Below are 18,547 nucleotides of genomic sequence, written 5' to 3' on the forward strand. Positions count from 1 at the left end.
AAGCAGAATCCTAAAGGATATGGTTCATAGATATGAATTTTATTTATGGGGTCATTTGTCACCAACTTACCCATTCACTGGTTTTTCTGGTGAATGAGCTGCTGAAAAGTCCTCATAGTATTATTCTTATTCATGTCGATCAGAAAGCCGACCTTGCCCCATTTCATACTCAATTCGGACAGCATGATCAGGTATATTTTTTAGCAGACCGGACAGATGTACGATGGGGCAGCTATAGCCAAATCGAGGTCATGTTAAAACTCCTGCAGGAAGCGCAAAAATATGATTACGGCTATTTTTTCTTCCTGTCTGGAGATGACATTCCTTTATGTTCCAATACGGCAAGAGAATTATTTCTAGAAAAAGAATATCAAAAACAGACAGAGTTTGTGGGCCATGATGATTTAGCAGATGATGTGGAACCACGGGTTAATGTCCTTTATTTACCGATTATGTATCAGAAAGCTAAATCACCATTATTTCAATTCCTGAGCAGATGGGCATTATGGTATTGCCGGCACTTCCGTAAACAGGATATTTCTCATTTACCTAAACTATATAAAGGTTCAAACTGGATTACTCTCACCGATCAGGCGGTGACATTTATTCTGGATTATCTGGAAGTAAATCCGGATTATGCAAAAACCTTTAAATCTTCACTGTGTGCAGATGAAATCTTTTTCCATACCATTATTTATAACTCCCATTTTCAGCAACGCATCTATCATGCCCAGCATAGGATAGAGGATTGTGAAACAGGGCTAAGATATATTGACTGGGATTCCGGGCCGGATTATCCAAGAACTTTAGATGTGTCTGATTTTGATAGAATGAAGCAGTCAGGCATGCTGTTTGCGCGGAAAATGAATACAGATATCCCAGTAGATATACTTGAAAAACATTTTCCATAAAAGCTTCAGGCCGGAAAAGTACCCTAAAAACTGAAGTATTTTCTTTCGTTTAAAGGGTACTGTTTTTAGGTTTTTTAAGGATTTAAGCTTCGCCCTGGATCAGCTGGGTCAGCTCATCCACATAGTCCTGCATTGGGCGTGGATTATGATCACGGCGGCTTTCAATATTCAAGCGCAATAACGGTTCAGTATTGGATGCACGCACATTAAAACGCCATGTACCAAAATCTAGGCTGACGCCGTCGGTCTGGTCAATTTCTGGTTTTTGATCGGCATAATGATCGAAAAGTTTTTGGATGGTCGCTTGGGTATCTGCAACTTTAAAGTTGATTTCACCACTGCATGGGAACTTGGCAATCATCTCCTCAACTAGAGAAGAAAGAGACTGCTGAGTTTCAGACAATACAGCGATGGCAAGTAGCCATGGAATCATGCCGCTGTCACAGTAAGCAAAATCACGAAAATAGTGATGGGCACTCATTTCCCCGCCATAAGCCGCATTATGTTCACGCATGACATCTTTAATGAAGGCATGACCTGATTTTGATTGGACGGTAATCCCCTGATACTGCTCCACGACATCCAGCGTATTCCAGACCAGACGTGGGTCATGGACAATTTTTTCACCAGACTGCTTCAGCAGGAATGCCTGCGCCAGAAGGCCAACAATATAATAGCCTTCAATGAACTGACCTTTTTCATCAAACAGGAAGCAGCGGTCAAAGTCTCCATCCCAGGCAATCCCCATATCCGCACCATGCTGAATGACCGCATCACGGGTGCTATCACGGTTTTCAACCAGAATTGGATTCGGGATGCCATTCGGGAAGTTACCATCGGCCTCATTGTGAATTTTGATAAATTCAACCGGGATTTGTAGCTGTTGAAACTTCTGTTCAAGCGCATCCACCACATGACCTGCGGCACCATTACCGGCATTCATCACCAGTTTCATCGGGCGGATTTTTGCCGGATCGATATAGGTCATCAGGTGATCGACAAATTCTGGCAGGATATTATATTTTTCAGTATGACCTTTTTGGCTAACTTCAATGAATTGCCCTGATTCTGCCAAGGCCTGAATCTCTTTAAGACCAGTATCGGCACTGATTGGACGTGCATTTTCACGCACCAGTTTCATACCATTATAATCCATCGGATTATGACTGGCAGTGACTTCAATACCACCTTGTACATCGAGGTGGAAGGCCGCGAAATAGACTTCTTCAGTTCCAGTCATACCTAGGTCGAGTACATTGACCCCGGCATCATTCAAGCCGCGAATGGTTGCCTGTTTTAGGTCTTCACTGCTGAGACGTATGTCACAACCGATGACCACGGTTTTAGGCTGATAAATCTGTCCGTAAGCACGGCCAATTTTGTAGGCAATTTCTTCGTTGAGTTCTGTGCCCAGTTTGCCGCGAATGTCATAGGCTTTGAAGCAAGTCAGTTTTGTCATTTATAGGCTCTCCATTCAGAAGAAAAAAGGCCGGTTTCCCAGCCTTGATTCAATTTTAATTATTCTACGGTAACCGATTTTGCCAGGTTACGTGGCTGATCTACATCCGTACCACGTAATACAGCCACATGATAAGACAATAATTGCACTGGGATGCTATACACAATTGGTGCTAGCACTGCATTGACTGCCGGAATATGTACCACATGCTGGCGTTCTTTGGCTTTAATGCCGCTGTTTTCATCAGCAAACACAAATAGCTCACCACCACGTGCCTGAACTTCTTCCATATTGGATTTAAGCTTGTCCAGCATGTCATCATGTGGTGCCAGAATCACCACCGGCATGTCATTGTCGACCAGTGCCAATGGCCCGTGTTTCAGTTCACCTGCAGCATAACCTTCAGCGTGAATATATGAAATTTCTTTCAGCTTGAGTGCACCTTCCAGTGCGATCGGGAAGTGGGTACCGCGGCCCAAGAACAGGCAGTGCTGCTTCTCAACAAACAGTTCTGAAAGACGTAGAAGTTCATCATCATGACGCAAGGTATCCAGCATTACTTTAGGCGTATGCCAAAGTTCTGTGGTGATCTCCGTCATCTGTCCTGTAGAAATAGTATTTTTCACAGAACCGATTTTGAGTACCAACAGCATCAATGCAGCAAGCTGGGTGGTAAAAGCTTTGGTTGAAGCCACACCAATTTCAGGACCTGCCAGCGTCAACAGACTATGCTGAGTTTCACGCACCATCGAAGAGGTCGCCACGTTACAGATGGTCATCGTGGTGATGTCCAGTCCTTTGGCTGTTGCACGTTTCTGTGTATCACGTAAGGCAGCCAAGGTATCGGCAGTTTCACCGGACTGGGAAATACACACATACAGCGTGTTATTCACAATCACCGGAGTGCGATAACGGAACTCGCTGGCAATCTCGACCTGGCAAGGCAGATCAATCAGCTGTTCAAACCAGTATTTGGCGATCATACCGGCATGATAGCTGGTACCACATGCAATAATCTGGATTTGCTGGATTTTTGAAAAGTCTTGTTCTGCACTGGCAAGAAAGTCTCCGCGCAGGTCATTGCCATTTAAGGCTTGGGAAATGGTCTGTTTGATCGCTTCAGGCTGCTCATAAATCTCTTTGAGCATGTAGTGCTTGTATTCACCTTTAGAAGCATTGCTGACGGCAGCATCCAGCTCCTTGACCGGACGATCGACCAGTTGACCATCGACAAAGACTTCAATGGTGGTGCGGGTCAAACGGGCAATATCACCTTCTTCCAGGTAGATAAAACGGTTGGTAATTGGTAGTAACGCCAACTGGTCAGAACTGATAAAGTTCTCACCAATACCGACACCAATGACGAGTGGGGAACCTTCACGCACAGTAATCAGTTCATCTGGATGATCAGTATGCACGATGCCCAGTGCATAAGCACCTTTCAGTTGTGGGACCACTTGGCGTACAGCATCTAACAGGCTCGGGGTAGATTTCAACGCATCATTGATCAGATGTGCCACTACTTCAGTATCAGTCTGTGAAGTGAAGACATAGCCTAAAGCTTCAAGATCATCTTTGAGTTCTTGGTAGTTTTCGATAATTCCGTTATGCACCACTGCCACATTTTCAGAAATATGCGGATGGGCATTTTCTTCAGTCGGCTTGCCATGGGTCGCCCAACGTGTATGAGCGATACCGAGTGAACCGCTAATCTGTGATTCATTCACCGCCTGTTCAAGGTTCGCAACCTTACCGACACGGCGTTCACGTAGGACCTGGCTATTATTGATAAGTGCCAAACCTGCTGAATCATAACCACGGTATTCCAGGCGTTTTAAGCCTTCGATCAAAATATTGGTAATGCTACGTTCTGCAATGCCACCAACGATACCACACATATTTGTTCCCCTTATTTCTTGATTTTTTGCGGACGTGGATAGTTTTCTTTGACAAATTGCTTAGAGCGCTCTACTGCCAAACTGTTGTCTTCCACATCACGGGTAATCGTTGAGCCTGCACCGATTGTGGCGCCGTTGCCAATTTTCACGGGTGCCACCAATGAACTGTTCGAGCCAATAAAGGCTTGATCACCAATAATCGTTTTAAATTTATTCGCACCATCATAGTTACAGGTAATGGTCCCTGCACCGATATTGGAACCGGCACCAATTTCAGCATCACCCAGATAGGTAAAGTGGTTGGCTTTAGAGCCTACACCAATCGTGGTATTTTTCACTTCAACAAAGTTACCGATATGCACTTCATTGGCCAGTTGTGCACCCGGACGCAGTCGTGCAAAAGGTCCAATTTGGGTATCTTCCCCAACGATGGCGCTATCGAAAATGCTATATGGCTGAACCTTGGTACCAGCTGCAATCTTGGTATTCGTGATGATACAGCCAGCGCCAATTTCAACATTGTCGCCCAGCTCGCAAACACCCTCGATAATCACGTTGATATCAATACGGACATCCTGGCCGACAGTTAAATTGCCACGCAAGTCAAAGCGGCTTGGATCAATCAGATGTACACCTTGCTGCATCAGCTGTTTGGCTTGATAAGCCTGGAACTGACGTTCTAAAGCAGCCAGCTGCACACGGTCATTTACCCCTTCAACTTCAAAAGCCATTTCAGGTTCTACAGATGCAACTTGCATACCATCTGCCAAAGCCATCGCTACAATATCGGTCAGGTAATATTCACCTTGAGCATTGTCATTGCTTAAACGCGGGAGCCATTGATGCAGTTTGGCATTGCTGACCGCATAAATACCGGTATTGATTTCCTTGATCTGACGCTGCTCTTCGGAAGCATCTTTATGCTCAATAATGGCCTGGATCTGACCCTGTTCACGTACAATACGGCCATAACCATTGGCATCCGGCAGGGTAAGCGTCACCAGGCCAATGCCAGTTTCTGCGGTGGCATCGAGTAATTTTTGCAAGGTCACAGGATTAATGCACGGTACATCGCCGGAAAGAATCAGAGATACGCCGTCGTGAGGCAGGACAGGCAAGGTCATTTGCACCGCATGGCCGGTACCCAGCTGTTCAGCCTGTTCTACCCATTTAATATCTTGTTGTGCAAATACTGTTTGAACCCGGTCACCGCCATGACCATAAATCGTAATAATATTATCTGCGTTTAATTTTTTTGCCGTTTCAATGACATGACCCAGTAAAGGACGTCCTGCAAGAGGTTGTAATACTTTCGGTAAGCTTGAACGCATACGCGTGCCTTTACCTGCAGCAAGAATAATAACAGTCGTTGACATGTTCTAATCCTAAATATGGCTTATGCCACGGTGAAGTAAAAATAAAGCAAAATACAAAGAGCCGCCCAAAGGCCGGCAATAATGTCATCCAGCATGATGCCGAAGCCACCATCCACTTGACGGTCAACCACACGAATCGGCCAGGGTTTCCAGATATCAAATAATCTGAATAGCGCAAAACCGATGAGCACCCATAACCAGCTCATCTGACCTAAGTAGATCAGGGGCAAAAAGGTGATGGATTGTCCGGCAAATTCATCCCAGACGATGCGGCCATCATCATGTACACCCATGACTTTGGCAGTATGCCCGCAGATATATATGCCAATCAGGGACATGATGGCAATGGCAAAAACACTGTTTAAAAAACCAAGATGCAGCCAAATAGGGATAAATAAAAGTGCAAAGGCCGAACCAAAGGTACCAGGTGCTTTAGGTGCCAGACCGGAACCAAAACCAACCCCACTAAAGACAATCAGTCGGTCGGTCCATGACATGGCTTTAAAATTGATCGCAGGTTTATGCAAAATGTTGATACCCATTAAATTGAAATAAATGGTCTGTGCCATCTTTTTCAAAAGTTAAGCCGTGTTGCTGCTGAATTGAGCCGATCATACTAATCGAAACATCAAGTTGTTTTTGCAATAGTTTTTCGTAATTTTGCGGGCTTATTGTAAAGCATAATTCGTAATCGTCGCCACCAGCGAGGGCATATTGCCATTTTTGTTCATCACTTAAGGCATGCAGGGCAGGACTGATCGGTAAGTTTTCAAGTTGCAGCTTTGCACCGACTTGAGAAGCTTTGAGAATATGTCCAAGATCTTGGGCCAAACCATCCGAGACATCAATCATGCTATGCGCCAGACCTTTTAGGGCAGCACCGAGCTGACAACGTGGCGTTGGATAGTCCAGACGTTTCTGCAGTGGATGACCAAGATGATCTAAAGCAAAAGCAGCATCACCGACGGTTCCACTGACACAGATCAGATCACCCGGTTTTGCACCTGAGCGTGGAATGGCTTGGCCAATATCCACCCAGCCCAATGCTGTGACAGACAGGGTTAAATGAGGACTTTGGGTGGTATCACCACCGATTAAACTTACGCCAAATTGATCGCAACAATCATATAGACCCTGACTAAAAGCTTTTAGCCAGTCATGATCAATTTGGGGTAGGCTCAATGCCAATAAAATACTGTGCGGGGTTGCGCCCATTGCAGCAATATCAGATAAATTGACAGCCACAGCTTTCCAGCCAATCGCATGCGGATCGGTATTCATTGGAAAATGGCGTCCAGCAACCAGGGTGTCGGCACAGATGACCAGTTGTTGCTGTAAAGGGGGGGTGAGCAAGGCTGAATCGTCACCGACGCCCAGATCGACAGAATTGGCATTCTTGCGATTGAAATAGGTGTCGATAATCGAAAATTCAGCCATACAACAAATCTACGCTATTAGTTAGACTGCTGTTTTTCTGCTGCACGCAAAGTTGTCGCTAAACGATCTAATACACCATTGATGTATTTATGGCTATCGGCACCGCCAAAATGTTTAGCCAGCTCGATCGCTTCATCTAGAACGACGCGATATGGAATCTCAAGATGTTCTTTAAGTTCATATGCACCAAGACGAAGGGTTGCAAGTTCAACACCGTCAAGTGCTGAAAGTTCACGATCGAGTACCGGGATTAAGAGCGCATCCAATGCTTCATGATTGGCAACCACTTGAGTCAACAATTCATGATAATAGCTCAGATCCACTTTGTGCATGGCATTTTCCACACGCGTACGTGCTTCAATCTCATGCACCGGATTGTGGCTCATTTGCCATTCATAAATTCCTTGTACAGCAAAGCGACGTGCTTTACGTTTTGCTGCATAAGTTGCTTGAAGTGTTTGCGACATAGCGTTAAATAGCCTTTAACAAGTTAACCATTTCAATCGCAGTCAGGGCAGCTTCGCTACCTTTATTGCCTGCTTTTGTTCCAGAGCGTTCAATCGCTTGTTCAATACTGTCCGTAGTGAGTACACCGTTAATGACAGGCAAGCCAGTGTCCAGGCCAACCACGCCTAAACCTTTGGCACATTCGCCTGCCACAAAATCGAAGTGAGGCGTGCTACCACGAATCACGGCGCCAAGCGCGATGATGGCATCGAAACGATCTGAAGCTGCCAGTTTTTTCGCAACTACAGGAAGTTCCCAGGCACCAGGTGCATGAACAACAGTGATATTATCCTCTGATACACCATGACGTTTCAATGTATCAATGGCACCTTCTAACAGATGTTCAACCACAAAGCTGTTAAAACGACCAACTAAAATCGCATAACGGTCTTCGTTCGCGAGATGTAACATACCTTCAATACGGCGAACTGCCATAACAACCTCGATGATTTCTTAAGATGTTTGTTGTGCGGTGATGTATTCCACCACTTCTAAGTTAAAGCCTGACAGGGCATTGAAACGCAATGGAGAGCTCAGCAGCTTCATTTTTTCAACGCCTAGATCACGCAAAATTTGTGCACCCACACCAATGGTCTGATACTGCTGAGACAGTGCAGAATTTGATTTTACATTTTTTGGTGCTTTAAGGGTATCTAATGCTGGGCCCAGGTCCTGTAAATGACGTTGGCCAATCCAGACTAGGACACCACGATCACTATTGGAAATTTCTTTCAGGGCACGATCCAGGTTCCAGGCCGGTTCGCCGTCTTGTTTCTTCAATTTGAGCAAGTCACGGGTCGGGTTAAAACCATGCACACGCACCGTGGTCACGCCATCTTTAGGCTCACCTTTGACCAGGGCCAAATGGATATCTGGGTTGCCTAGTTCACGATAGCGATATAGGTCAAAGCTGCCGTATTCAGTATTAATACTTTGCTGATCAATACGCTCAACCGTTTGTTCATTGGTCATGCGGTAATGAATCAGGTCGGCAATCGTTCCGATTTTCAGGCCATGCTTTTCAGCAAAAACTTCAAGATCCGGACGGCGCGCCATTGTGCCATCTTCATTGATGATTTCACAAATTACAGAAGCCGGTTCCAGTCCTGCCAAACGGGAAAGATCACAACCTGCCTCAGTATGTCCGGCACGGTGCAAGACACCGCCTGGTTGCGCCATCAGCGGGAAAATGTGCCCGGGCTGTACAATATCTGCCGGTTTGGCATGAGCAGCCACAGCGGTTTGAATCGTGTGTGCACGTTCAGCCGGAGAAATACCGGTAGAAATGCCTTCAGCTGCTTCAATCGACAGGGTGAAATTGGTCCCGTGCTGGGCGCCGTTGGCATCGACCATCAAAGGCAGATTCAACTGCTGGCAACGCTCTTTACTTAAAGTCAGGCAGACCAGACCACGTGCGTGGGTGATCATGAAGTTGATGTCTTCAGGACGTACGTGCGTTGCAGCAATCACCAAATCGCCTTCATTTTCACGGTCTTCATCATCCATCAGGATGACCATTTTTCCTGCACGGATATCTGCTACAAGCTCTTCAACAGTATTGAGCGGCATCAACCTTCACCTTCTTTTTTGATCTTGATCAGACCGAATCATGACATTATTGGGTACATAGTCTAACGCTTTTTGCGCAATTTTGCCTATGCTTATTGCTTTCCCTCTAGTGGTTCATTGTTATACACAGTCTTGATAAACATGAAAAGCCGACTTTAAATGAAAGCCTGGGCTTTATGCAGGTTTTTTGAGCAATTAAAAAGCATAAAAAATGAGAAACTTAGGTGAAATCAACATAAGCTCAGACATTAAGGTATTTTTAGAAAGTATTTTTATTTATTGTCAGTAATTCAATGGAATTCTGGACTAATGATGCTGGAAAATTTTACCTAGTATTAAAGAATTTTAAAGATATCGAATAAAAAGCGGACCGAAGCCCGCTTTTAATCATCAGATTGATTAGAAAAAACCTGCCGGTTTGGTTGAATAGCTCACTAACAAATTCTTGGTTTGTTGATAATGATCTAGCATCATTCTGTGATTCTCACGGCCAATACCTGATTTTTTATAACCGCCGAAAGCCGCATGGGCAGGGTAAATGTGATAACAGTTGGTCCAGACCCGACCGGCCTGAATGGCACGACCGGCACGGTAAGAGGTATGCGCTGAGCGTGACCAGACACCGGCACCTAAACCATAAATGGTGTCATTGGCGATCTTGATCGCATCATCAAAGTCTTTAAAGGTGGTCACAGCCAGTACAGGCCCGAAGATTTCATCCTGAAAGGTCTTCATGTCATTGGTGCCTTTAAAGATGGTCGGTTCAATATAGAAACCTTGACCCACTTCCTGACGTGCTTCACCACCGGTCAGAATTTGTGCGCCTTCTTCACGGCCAGTGGCAATACAGCCCAGAATCTTGTCCTGCTGTTCCTGTGAGGCTTGCGCGCCAATCATGGTGTCAGTATCCAGTGGATGACCGGTTTTAATGCGTTGGACCCGATCTACTGCACGCGCCAAAAAATCATCGGCAATACTTTCCTGTACCAAGGCACGGGAAGGGCAGGTACAGATTTCACCCTGATTCAGGGCAAACATGGCAAAGCCTTCTAAGGCTTTATCCAGATAATCGTCTTCCTGATCCATAATGTCGGCAAAGAACAGATTCGGTGATTTACCGCCAAGTTCCAGAGTCACCGGAATAATATTTTCAGTCGCATATTGCATGATCAGCTGACCGACAGCTGTGGAACCGGTAAAGGCAATCTTGGCAATACGTGGATTGGTCGCCAGCGGACGGCCGACTTCAACGCCATAGCCGTTGACGATATTCAACACGCCCGGCGGTAAAATATCCTGAATCAGTTCAGCCAGCACCAGAATGCTGACCGGGGTCTGCTCCGCAGGTTTCAGCACAATACAGTTGCCCGCAGCCAGTGCCGGAGCCAGCTTCCAGGCCGCCATCAGGATCGGGAAATTCCAGGGAATGATTTGTCCGACTACACCAAGCGGTTCATGGAAATGGTAGGCGATGGTATCTTCATCAATTTCGGAAATACCGCCTTCCTGTGCACGGATACAGCCGGCAAAATAACGGAAATGGTCAATGGCCAGTGGAATATCGGCAGCCAGCGTTTCACGGATCGGTTTCCCATTGTCCCAGGTTTCTGCCACAGCCAGCAGTTCCAGATTTTGTTCCAGACGATCTGCAATTTTCAACAGAATATTGGAACGGATAGTAGGCGATGATCTGTTCCATTGTTCTTTGGCTTTATGCGCTGCATCTAGAGCCAATTCAATGTCTTCTACAGAAGAACGCGGCACTTTGGTAAAGACTTTGCCATCTACCGGAGAGATATTGTCAAAGTATTCACCTTTGACTGGAGCGACCCATTCGCCGCCAATGAAATTATCGTATTGTGCTTTAAATTGAATTTTTGAACCGTCAGTATTGGGGTCTGCATAACGCATAATCTATTCCTTTATATGATTGTTAGTGGTACAGGTCGAGCGCATGTTGCCGATCAAAAAATATAGGCGCTTCTGCATTCAGCTCTACTATAAAGAGGGAAAAAGACGCGAGGTTGTTTGTTTACATGCTTGCTACAAAAGACAATATTTGGAGACAAGCAGCAGAAAAATAAAAGTTATAAATTCTAAAGTCTTAAATTTAAAAACAATGGTTTATAGCACTTATAAACCATCGAAAGATTGGCATATTTTTAATGCGCTTGATTACATTCACACTGCAGTCTGGGTTGTACAAGACAGCCAAAATGGAGAAATGAGAGAAAGTTTCATTTCTCCTCGCTGCTTTATTTAAAGTGTTTAAAGCCCTTTGTCATGCAGCCATTGAAACAGTTGCTGATAAACCTGCTCACGCACAGATTGCTCTGAAAGCACCAGATCATGTAAACCGTTCTGGATACTTTGAACCGTGACATCGCCTTTGATTTTTTTGGCATATTTCTGAATGTCTTTAATCCCTAAAATTACATCACTGCTTTGTGCCGCTTTGCCCCATTTTTTAGGAGATAAGGTCTGATGTGAATGCATGATGAGTACCGGAACATCGAGCTGAACGCCGCGATGAATTTCTTTCTGTGCCTCATGAATGGCACGAATAAAACTGATCCGAACCATCGGGTAGCGGGTCTTTTTCCAGTCCAGACTGAAGTCCCATTCGCCTTTTAAATCCTTATGCAAGCTGGTGGCATACCACTTGTTCAGCTCGCTTGGAAATTTAAGATTGGGAAAAATTTTGGCCAGTCTGCTCAGTTGCGGAATGCCGAGCGCGCGTTTGATCGGATTCATGTTGAAGTCATAAAATGGACTGTTGACCCAAAGTGCTTTGATTAAAGGATGCTGCGGATGATGTGCCGCATACAAGGTCGTGGTCAGGCCGCCGGTAGAATGACCACAGAGCAGGGCAGCATCGTGGTCCTCGGCTGCTATAATGTCGAGTGCCTGGGTAATTTCTGCATCATATTCAGCTAGGTCATACACGTTATAATATTTTTGATGCGGCAGAATCGAACGGCCATATTTTCTTAAATCCAGCGCATAAAAATCAAAACCATGCTGATTAAAGCGCTCTGCCATTTCGGTCTGAAAAAAATAATCGATAAAGCCGTGAATATATAAAACTGCTTTTTTTGTGGGTTGGGCTGCTTTTTTACGTATTAGCGTTGCTACGACTTTGCCTTCATAATCATCGGGAAAGTTCAAGATCGCTTGTTCATAGCCTGTCCCCAGAATATCGGGCTGATAAAGCGGTTGCAGTTCACTCATTTTTATACTCGTTCATCTTATTAAATTTATGCTTTATCCTTGATGAGTTGCGGTTTTTTGTCAAACAGAACTTGCTGTCCATTTGAATTAATAAAACCAATACCGGTTCATTTTAAAATCAACCCAGAACGTATGCTGAAAAAAGAGTGTTATCAGATTATAAAATCCTGCTAAAAGTATTATCAATTTACTAAATAACCTAACAGCTTAAAATCAGGCTAAGCTATATAAAATGAACAAAGTGATGTGACTATTTTGGCAGAACTGCCGAAGATTGATTAGATGAGTTAAATAATGCCCAGAGAAAATTTGAACAGTAAACGCCCTTTATATATTCCTTATGCTGGAAATACTCTGCTAGAACTCCCACTACTCAATAAAGGCTCTGCATTTTCTGAAGAAGAGCGCAGAAGTTTTAACTTGCATGGCTTGATTCCTCATGTCACCGAGACCATTGAAGAACAAAGTCAGCGTTCTTATCAGCAGTATTGTGCTTTTAGCAGTGATATTAACAAGCATATTTATTTGCGGAATATTCAGGATACCAATGAGACCCTGTTTTATCATCTGATTGAAAATCACCTCAGCGAGATGATGCCGATTATTTATACGCCGACTGTGGGTGAGGCATGTCAGCGCTTTTCTGATATCTATCGCCGTCATCGTGGGATTTTTATTTCCTATCCTGACCGTGATCAGATCGATCATATTATTCACAATATCAACAAAAAGAACGTGAAAGTGATTGTGATCACGGATGGCGAGCGTATTTTGGGTCTTGGAGATCAGGGTATTGGCGGCATGGGAATTCCCATTGGAAAACTGGCACTCTACACCGCATGTGGCGGGATTAGTCCGGCCTATACCTTACCGATTACTCTTGATGTTGGTACCAATAATCAGCAGTTGTTGAATGACCCGATTTATATGGGCTGGCGTGAACCGCGAATCAGTGGCGATGAATACTATGCCTTTGTCGAGACAGTGATTCAGGCGATTCAACAGCGCTGGCCAGATGCCTTAATTCAGTTTGAAGACTTTGCACAGAAAAATGCCATGCCTTTGCTGGAAAAATACCGTGATCGAATCTGCTGTTTCAATGATGATATTCAGGGCACCGCTGCGGTGTCTGTGGGCAGCCTGATTGCTGCTTCGCGTGCAGCGGGTAAACAGCTCAAAGATCAGGTGGTTACTTTCCTGGGTGCTGGTTCAGCTGGTTGCGGAATTGCAGAACAGATCATTAAGCAAATGGTTGCTGAGGGCTTAAGTGATGCTGAAGCACGTGCACGCGTATTTATGGTCGATCGCTTTGGTCTGATCACGGAGAATCAGCCGAATTTACTGGACTTCCAGCGCAAACTGGCACAGCCTCTTGAAAATGTAGAAAGCTGGGCAGATGCAGAGAGTATGATTTCTCTACTGGATGTGGTCAAACGTGCCAAACCGACGGTACTGATAGGCGTATCTGGACAGCCAGGTTTATTCACTCAGGAAGTGATTGAAGCCATGGCTGAAAACAGTGTGCAACCGATTATTTTCCCTTTATCTAACCCGACTTCCCGCGTAGAAGCTGTTCCGGCCGATATCTTGCAATGGACCAAGGGTAGGGCGCTGATTGCGACGGGCAGCCCATTTGCACCAGTGAATTATCAGGAACAGATTCATCATATTTCACAATGCAATAACTCTTATATTTTCCCGGGTATCGGTTTGGGCGTAGTTGCTTCAGGTGCGAAACGTGTCACGGATAATATGCTGATGGCCTCGAGTAATGCCTTGGCGGACTGTTCGCCTAAGCTGAAAGACCCTCAGGCAGATTTATTGCCAAATCTGGATTGTTTGCAGTCAATTTCGAAGCAGATTGCATTAAAAGTAGCGCTTGCTGCGATTGAAGATGGGGTAGCACCGAAAGTCAGTGTAGAAGAATTACAGTTAGCTATTGAACGTAATTTCTGGACACCGCAATACCGTGACTATCAGCGGATTACCTTTTAATTATATTGAAGATGGACTCTTATCGTCGCTAGTGGTTTGCTAACCAGAGTTCATCTGATTCATTAATGGAATATCAAAAAGCCCTAATCGAAAGATCAGGGCTTTTTTGAATCTGGAGCGGGAACAGCTTGAGACAATTTAGTCTTGAAAGAGGAAATGATGAGCTAGAAGTATTAACGGCCTGCTTGGTTTTTAGTTATAATTTTTCCAAATATTGATCAAATACAAAATAGGGTTACTTAAATTGGGCTTCTTTAAAAAAAATGTTTTTAGAACTATAAAAAAACTGGATCAGCCAAAACAAAAAAAACTAGCTGTTGTTCAGGAGTTGGGCAAAACGTTTATTCAATCTCCAGTAAAATTTGTATGGGATAGCATGGCTTTAGCCACACAGGCAAAATCTTTCGAATCTAATTGCATATTAGGAAATTCAAAGTTAAATCAATTGGGTCTACATCGTTTTCGAGTTCAACTTGCTGCAAGCATGGCAGCACAGCGTAGATCGAAGTTATCGAAATTGATTCAGCCAGCAGATGTCGAAAGTTTTCAAAAAAATGGTTTTATCTTAAAAGAAAATTTTTTAGCTCAGAATGAATTTGAACAATTAAAAAAAGAACTATTAACCACTGCACTAGAAACGCGTGAGACCTTACAAGGCGATACGGTCACGCGCCGAATGGCATTAGATGGAAAAACCTTAAATAATCTACCCATCACCAAGCAATTTTTACACTCTGAGGAGTGGAGAAACCTACTGAATTATGTTGCCAGTTTTAAAGTTCAGCCAATCTCTTATCTACAAGTCATATTTTCGCATGTCAGAAAAGCCAAAGCTGACCCACAAACAAATTTACATAGTGATACTTTTCATCCAAGTGCAAAAGCCTGGTTATTTTTAAACGATGTCGCCGCAGATGAGGGCCCTTTCGTATATGTGCCTGGGTCACATCATTTAAGTCCTAAACGATTAGATTGGGAACAGCAGAAATCTGAGTCGATCACAGCGAAAACTGATGCCATGACCCGTAGAGGTTCTTTTCGAGTGTCGGAAGAGGAAGTGCTTCAATTAGGCTATGCGAGACCACAATCTTTTTCTGTAAAGGCAAATACATTGGTAATTGCAGATACCTATGGTTTTCATGCCAGAGCAAAAAGTTTAAAACCTTCAATGAGAGTTGAGCTTTGGGCCTACGCACGTCGTAATCCATTTATGCCTTGCTTAGGTGGTGACCCGCTTTCCTTGCCCCTTTTGAAATCGAATTTAGTGCCTTTATATTGGTCAGGTTTGGACTTTTTGGAAAAACACTATCAGCGAAATAATCCTTGGAAAAAAGTGGGTAAAAAACATGCAGCTGACCCTGCGGTTTTGACCAGTAAATAAGCACCTTTTTAGGGTCAGCTTACTGGATATTTTTAGATAAAGATATCAAAGTAATTATTTATGAAGGAATTAATTTAATTTTGTGTCAGCTACGCTGTATACAACTTTAGTAAACTGCGACCTGTTTACAGGAGTTTAACTTTCTTCTGTTTATTGATCGCTGTATGATAACGAAAATTTTACACAATAAATTTATAAGTTGTCGTAATGGAACCACAACATCAGATACCATTAAGAAAACTTCCACGGCTAAAAGCCCGTGGTGGTTTACAGGTGATGTATGCATCGATACGTGCATTATTGCTTCGGGAATTACAAACCCGCTTTGGTCAATACCGTCTAGGATATCTATGGGTCTTTTTAGAGCCTTTATTGACTATTGGAATCATGGTGATACTTTTTGGTACCGTCATGCAAAGAACATTACCAGGGATGGATTATGCTGTCTTTTTAATTAATGGCATTATTCCCTTTTTCATGTTTAGAACGGGTGTGACTCTGGGAATCAGTGCTACTGAATCCAACCGGGGCTTGTTTAGCTATCGTTCCGTAAAACCGATTGATGCTTTGCTCGCGCGTAATATTCTTGAATTTCTGCTTAAATTTACCGCTTATATTGCTTTTACTGCAGCCTTTGTATGGTTTGGCTATCACATCAGTTTTGAACAGATTCCGCAGCTTCTGGGCTATTGGATGCTGTTATTTATATTTATGCTGGCATGTAGCCTGATTTTTATTGTGATTGGCGATTTTTCAAAAGAATTAAATAAATTTCTTTCGGTTTTCTTTTTAATTCTTTATTTCCTGTCTGGTATTTTATATTCCATCCATATTATTCCAGTGGAATATCGCGAATATTTACTTTATAACCCGCTGATTCATATCTTTGAGTTAATGCGTCATGCTGTTGCTCCTACTTATAGTTTGGTGCCGGGAATCAGTTTAAGTTACTTTATCATATGGATGATTATTTCTTTATTTATAGGGTTGCTCCTGTATACGCGTTTTGAACGCCGTATGGTGAAATCAAAATGATCGAACTCAAAAATTTAACCAAATCATATGCAACACCTAAAGGTCGGCATTATGTATTTAAGGATTTAAATGCAATTTTACCTGAAAATAAAAGTGTGGCTCTTTTAGGAAAAAACGGTGCCGGTAAGAGTACCTTACTGCGTGTCATTGGCGGAATTGACTATGCCGATTCTGGTAAAGTTATTACAAATCAGACTATTTCCTGGCCGGTCGCATTATCAGGCGGATTTCAGGGAAGTTTAACTGCTCGGCAGAATGTACGTTTTGTGGCCAGACTTTATGTGAATAGCCATGAAGAAGTTGAACATGTGGTAAATTTTGTTGAAGATTTTGCTGAAATTGGTAAATATTTTGATATGCCGATGAAAAGCTATTCAAGCGGTATGCGGAGCCGGATAGGTTTTGGCTTAAGCATGGCTTTTAATTTTGATTATTATTTGCTGGATGAAGCCGGGGCTGTAGGGGATGCTTCTTTTCGAAGAAAAAGTCAGGCCTTACTCGACGAGCTCAAACAAAACTCAAATATTATTATGGTTTCTCACGACTTAAAAGATTTAACCCGCAATTGTGATGTCGCTTTTTTAGTGCGGGATGGTAAAGCAGAATATTTTGATAATGTGCAAGATGCAGTAGAGGTATATAAAGCGTATGCAAGCTAAAATAAATAAGCGACTTTGGATCGCTTATACCTGCTGTGTTCTTATTCCGGTATTCATCATTGTCTTTTATCTTTTTGCCTTTGCTAAAGATCGTTATCAGTCTTCATCAGTACTATTGGTGAAGCAGGTAGCCGATACACCAGTCGCTGATACCGCAGGAATAGGTGCTTTGTTGGGCGTGCCAAATACTAGCCGCGAAGACTCGCAGATTTTGAAGGAGTATATTGGTTCTCGCGATATGATTGAGAAATTGGATCAAACGTTGAATCTACGCCAAGAGTTTTCCTCAGTTAGTGATCCAATCTTTGCACTGTCTAAAGATGCTTCAGTCGAAGACTTGGTCGAATATTTTAATAAAATGATTAAAGTCGAGCTTGATGAGCAAACCATGATGCTGCATGTGCATGCTCAGGGCTTCTCGCCAGAGTTCTCGCTGAAACTCAATCAAGAAGTATTGAAACAAAGTGATGAGTTTATTAATGCAATTTCACAGACCATTGCACAGGAACAGCAAGTATATGCAGAGAAGCAATACACAAAAGCCACAGCGCAGTTAGATGAGGCTCGTCAGGCGGTACTCCAGTACCAAAATAAAAATGAAATTTTTGATCCTGAATTGCAAGCGAAAGCTGTCGCTACACTGATTGTAGGCCTACAGACCAGTTTGGCACAATTGAAAACTGAAGAGCGCACTTTACTTAGTTATTTGACGCCTGAAGCACCTCAAGTGGTGGCGTTACGAAGTCAAATAGCGGCCCTACAACAGCAAATTAATACTGAAAGTTCCAAATTGACTTCACCCAATAATTTGAAACTGAATAAAAATGTGGCAGATTTTGAAGCCCTGAAAGCACAGGTTGAATTTGCAGCAGATCTTTATAAAATCTCTTTAGTATCTTTAGAAAAAGCTCGTTTAGAAGCCTCACGTAAGCTGAAGAAACTGGTGGTGATTGCGACACCACGTTTAGCCCAAGATGCTTTATATCCACGGAAAGTGTATATCAGTCTAACTTCATTTATTTTATTGAATATTATTTTTGGTATTGGATTATTGATCCACTCTATTATCCGTGAGCACAGAGAATAAAT

17 protein-coding genes are annotated in these 18,547 nt (G+C 43.4%); 7 read left to right on the forward strand and 10 right to left on the reverse strand.

All coding sequences use genetic code 11. From position 1 onward, the window contains the following. Positions 1–32 precede the first annotated feature (32 nt). Positions 33–911, forward strand: coding sequence for a beta-1,6-N-acetylglucosaminyltransferase (locus WAK81_RS05365; protein WP_422195993.1), 879 nt, complete (start codon positions 33–35; stop codon positions 909–911). An 82-nt stretch (positions 912–993) separates the two neighbouring features. Here the strand turns inward: WAK81_RS05365 and WAK81_RS05370 are convergent, their stop codons facing one another. The 9 genes from WAK81_RS05370 to WAK81_RS05410 form a co-directional block, all read right to left on the reverse strand. After that, positions 994–2,370 carry a phosphomannomutase CpsG gene (locus WAK81_RS05370; protein WP_422195994.1) on the reverse strand — a complete coding sequence of 459 codons (1,377 nt, stop codon included), beginning with the start codon at positions 2,368–2,370 and terminating at the stop codon, positions 994–996. Positions 2,371–2,429: 59 nt separating this feature from the next. Beyond that, complete coding sequence (glmS, locus tag WAK81_RS05375) at positions 2,430–4,268, reverse strand: glutamine--fructose-6-phosphate transaminase (isomerizing) (protein WP_422195995.1); 1,839 nt, start codon at positions 4,266–4,268, stop codon at positions 2,430–2,432. 11 nt (positions 4,269–4,279) lie between these two features. Beyond that, entirely contained in the window at positions 4,280–5,644 is a 1,365-nt protein-coding gene (gene glmU, locus WAK81_RS05380) for a bifunctional UDP-N-acetylglucosamine diphosphorylase/glucosamine-1-phosphate N-acetyltransferase GlmU (protein WP_422195996.1), read from the reverse strand. 20 nt (positions 5,645–5,664) lie between these two features. Next, the gene (locus WAK81_RS05385; protein ID WP_422196014.1) at positions 5,665–6,186 is read right to left on the reverse strand and encodes a phosphatidylglycerophosphatase A; all 522 of its coding nucleotides are present in this window, start codon (positions 6,184–6,186) and stop codon (positions 5,665–5,667) included. Then, entirely contained in the window at positions 6,164–7,081 is a 918-nt protein-coding gene (gene thiL / locus WAK81_RS05390; protein ID WP_422195997.1) for a thiamine-phosphate kinase, read from the reverse strand. The genes WAK81_RS05385 and thiL overlap by 23 nt, the downstream gene beginning before the upstream one ends. 17 nt (positions 7,082–7,098) lie before the next feature. After that, on the reverse strand, positions 7,099–7,548 hold the full coding sequence (gene nusB, locus WAK81_RS05395; protein WP_004280924.1) for a transcription antitermination factor NusB: 450 nt from the start codon (positions 7,546–7,548) through the stop codon (positions 7,099–7,101). Between the two features lie 4 nt (positions 7,549–7,552). Beyond that, entirely contained in the window at positions 7,553–8,023 is a 471-nt protein-coding gene (gene ribE / locus WAK81_RS05400) for a 6,7-dimethyl-8-ribityllumazine synthase (RefSeq protein ID WP_004280926.1), read from the reverse strand. Between the two features lie 18 nt (positions 8,024–8,041). After that, positions 8,042–9,157, reverse strand: a complete 1,116-nt coding sequence (gene ribBA, locus WAK81_RS05405; protein WP_422195998.1) for a bifunctional 3,4-dihydroxy-2-butanone-4-phosphate synthase/GTP cyclohydrolase II — start codon at positions 9,155–9,157, stop codon at positions 8,042–8,044. Between the two features lie 399 nt (positions 9,158–9,556). Beyond that, positions 9,557–11,068: an aldehyde dehydrogenase family protein gene (locus tag WAK81_RS05410; RefSeq protein ID WP_422195999.1), complete on the reverse strand. Its 1,512-nt coding sequence runs from the start codon at positions 11,066–11,068 to the stop codon at positions 9,557–9,559. A 43-nt stretch (positions 11,069–11,111) separates the two neighbouring features. Here WAK81_RS05410 and WAK81_RS05415 point away from each other — a divergent pair, with 43 nt between their 5' ends. Further along, the gene (locus WAK81_RS05415) at positions 11,112–11,420 is read left to right on the forward strand and encodes a hypothetical protein (RefSeq protein WP_422196000.1); all 309 of its coding nucleotides are present in this window, start codon (positions 11,112–11,114) and stop codon (positions 11,418–11,420) included. 5 nt (positions 11,421–11,425) lie between these two features. Here WAK81_RS05415 and WAK81_RS05420 read toward each other — a convergent pair whose 3' ends face one another. After that, on the reverse strand, positions 11,426–12,388 hold the full coding sequence (locus tag WAK81_RS05420; protein WP_422196001.1) for an alpha/beta hydrolase: 963 nt from the start codon (positions 12,386–12,388) through the stop codon (positions 11,426–11,428). Between the two features lie 294 nt (positions 12,389–12,682). Here WAK81_RS05420 and WAK81_RS05425 point away from each other — a divergent pair, with 294 nt between their 5' ends. The 5 genes from WAK81_RS05425 (at position 12,683) to WAK81_RS05445 (ending at position 18,545) form a co-directional block, all read left to right on the forward strand. Then, the gene (locus WAK81_RS05425) at positions 12,683–14,383 is read left to right on the forward strand and encodes an NAD-dependent malic enzyme (RefSeq protein WP_422196002.1); all 1,701 of its coding nucleotides are present in this window, start codon (positions 12,683–12,685) and stop codon (positions 14,381–14,383) included. A 244-nt stretch (positions 14,384–14,627) separates the two neighbouring features. Beyond that, on the forward strand, positions 14,628–15,764 hold the full coding sequence (locus WAK81_RS05430) for a phytanoyl-CoA dioxygenase family protein (protein WP_422196003.1): 1,137 nt from the start codon (positions 14,628–14,630) through the stop codon (positions 15,762–15,764). Positions 15,765–15,971: 207 nt separating this feature from the next. Next, the gene (locus WAK81_RS05435) at positions 15,972–16,799 is read left to right on the forward strand and encodes an ABC transporter permease (RefSeq protein ID WP_422196004.1); all 828 of its coding nucleotides are present in this window, start codon (positions 15,972–15,974) and stop codon (positions 16,797–16,799) included. After that, positions 16,796–17,458: an ABC transporter ATP-binding protein gene (locus WAK81_RS05440; RefSeq protein WP_422196005.1), complete on the forward strand. Its 663-nt coding sequence runs from the start codon at positions 16,796–16,798 to the stop codon at positions 17,456–17,458. The genes WAK81_RS05435 and WAK81_RS05440 overlap by 4 nt, the downstream gene beginning before the upstream one ends. Further along, positions 17,448–18,545, forward strand: coding sequence for a capsule biosynthesis protein (locus WAK81_RS05445; protein WP_422196006.1), 1,098 nt, complete (start codon positions 17,448–17,450; stop codon positions 18,543–18,545). Before WAK81_RS05440 ends, WAK81_RS05445 begins: the two co-directional genes overlap by 11 nt. The last annotated feature ends 2 nt before the right edge of the window (positions 18,546–18,547 follow it).

The organism is Acinetobacter sp. (assembly GCF_049284435.1).
In the GTDB taxonomy this organism is placed as follows: domain Bacteria; phylum Pseudomonadota; class Gammaproteobacteria; order Pseudomonadales; family Moraxellaceae; genus Acinetobacter.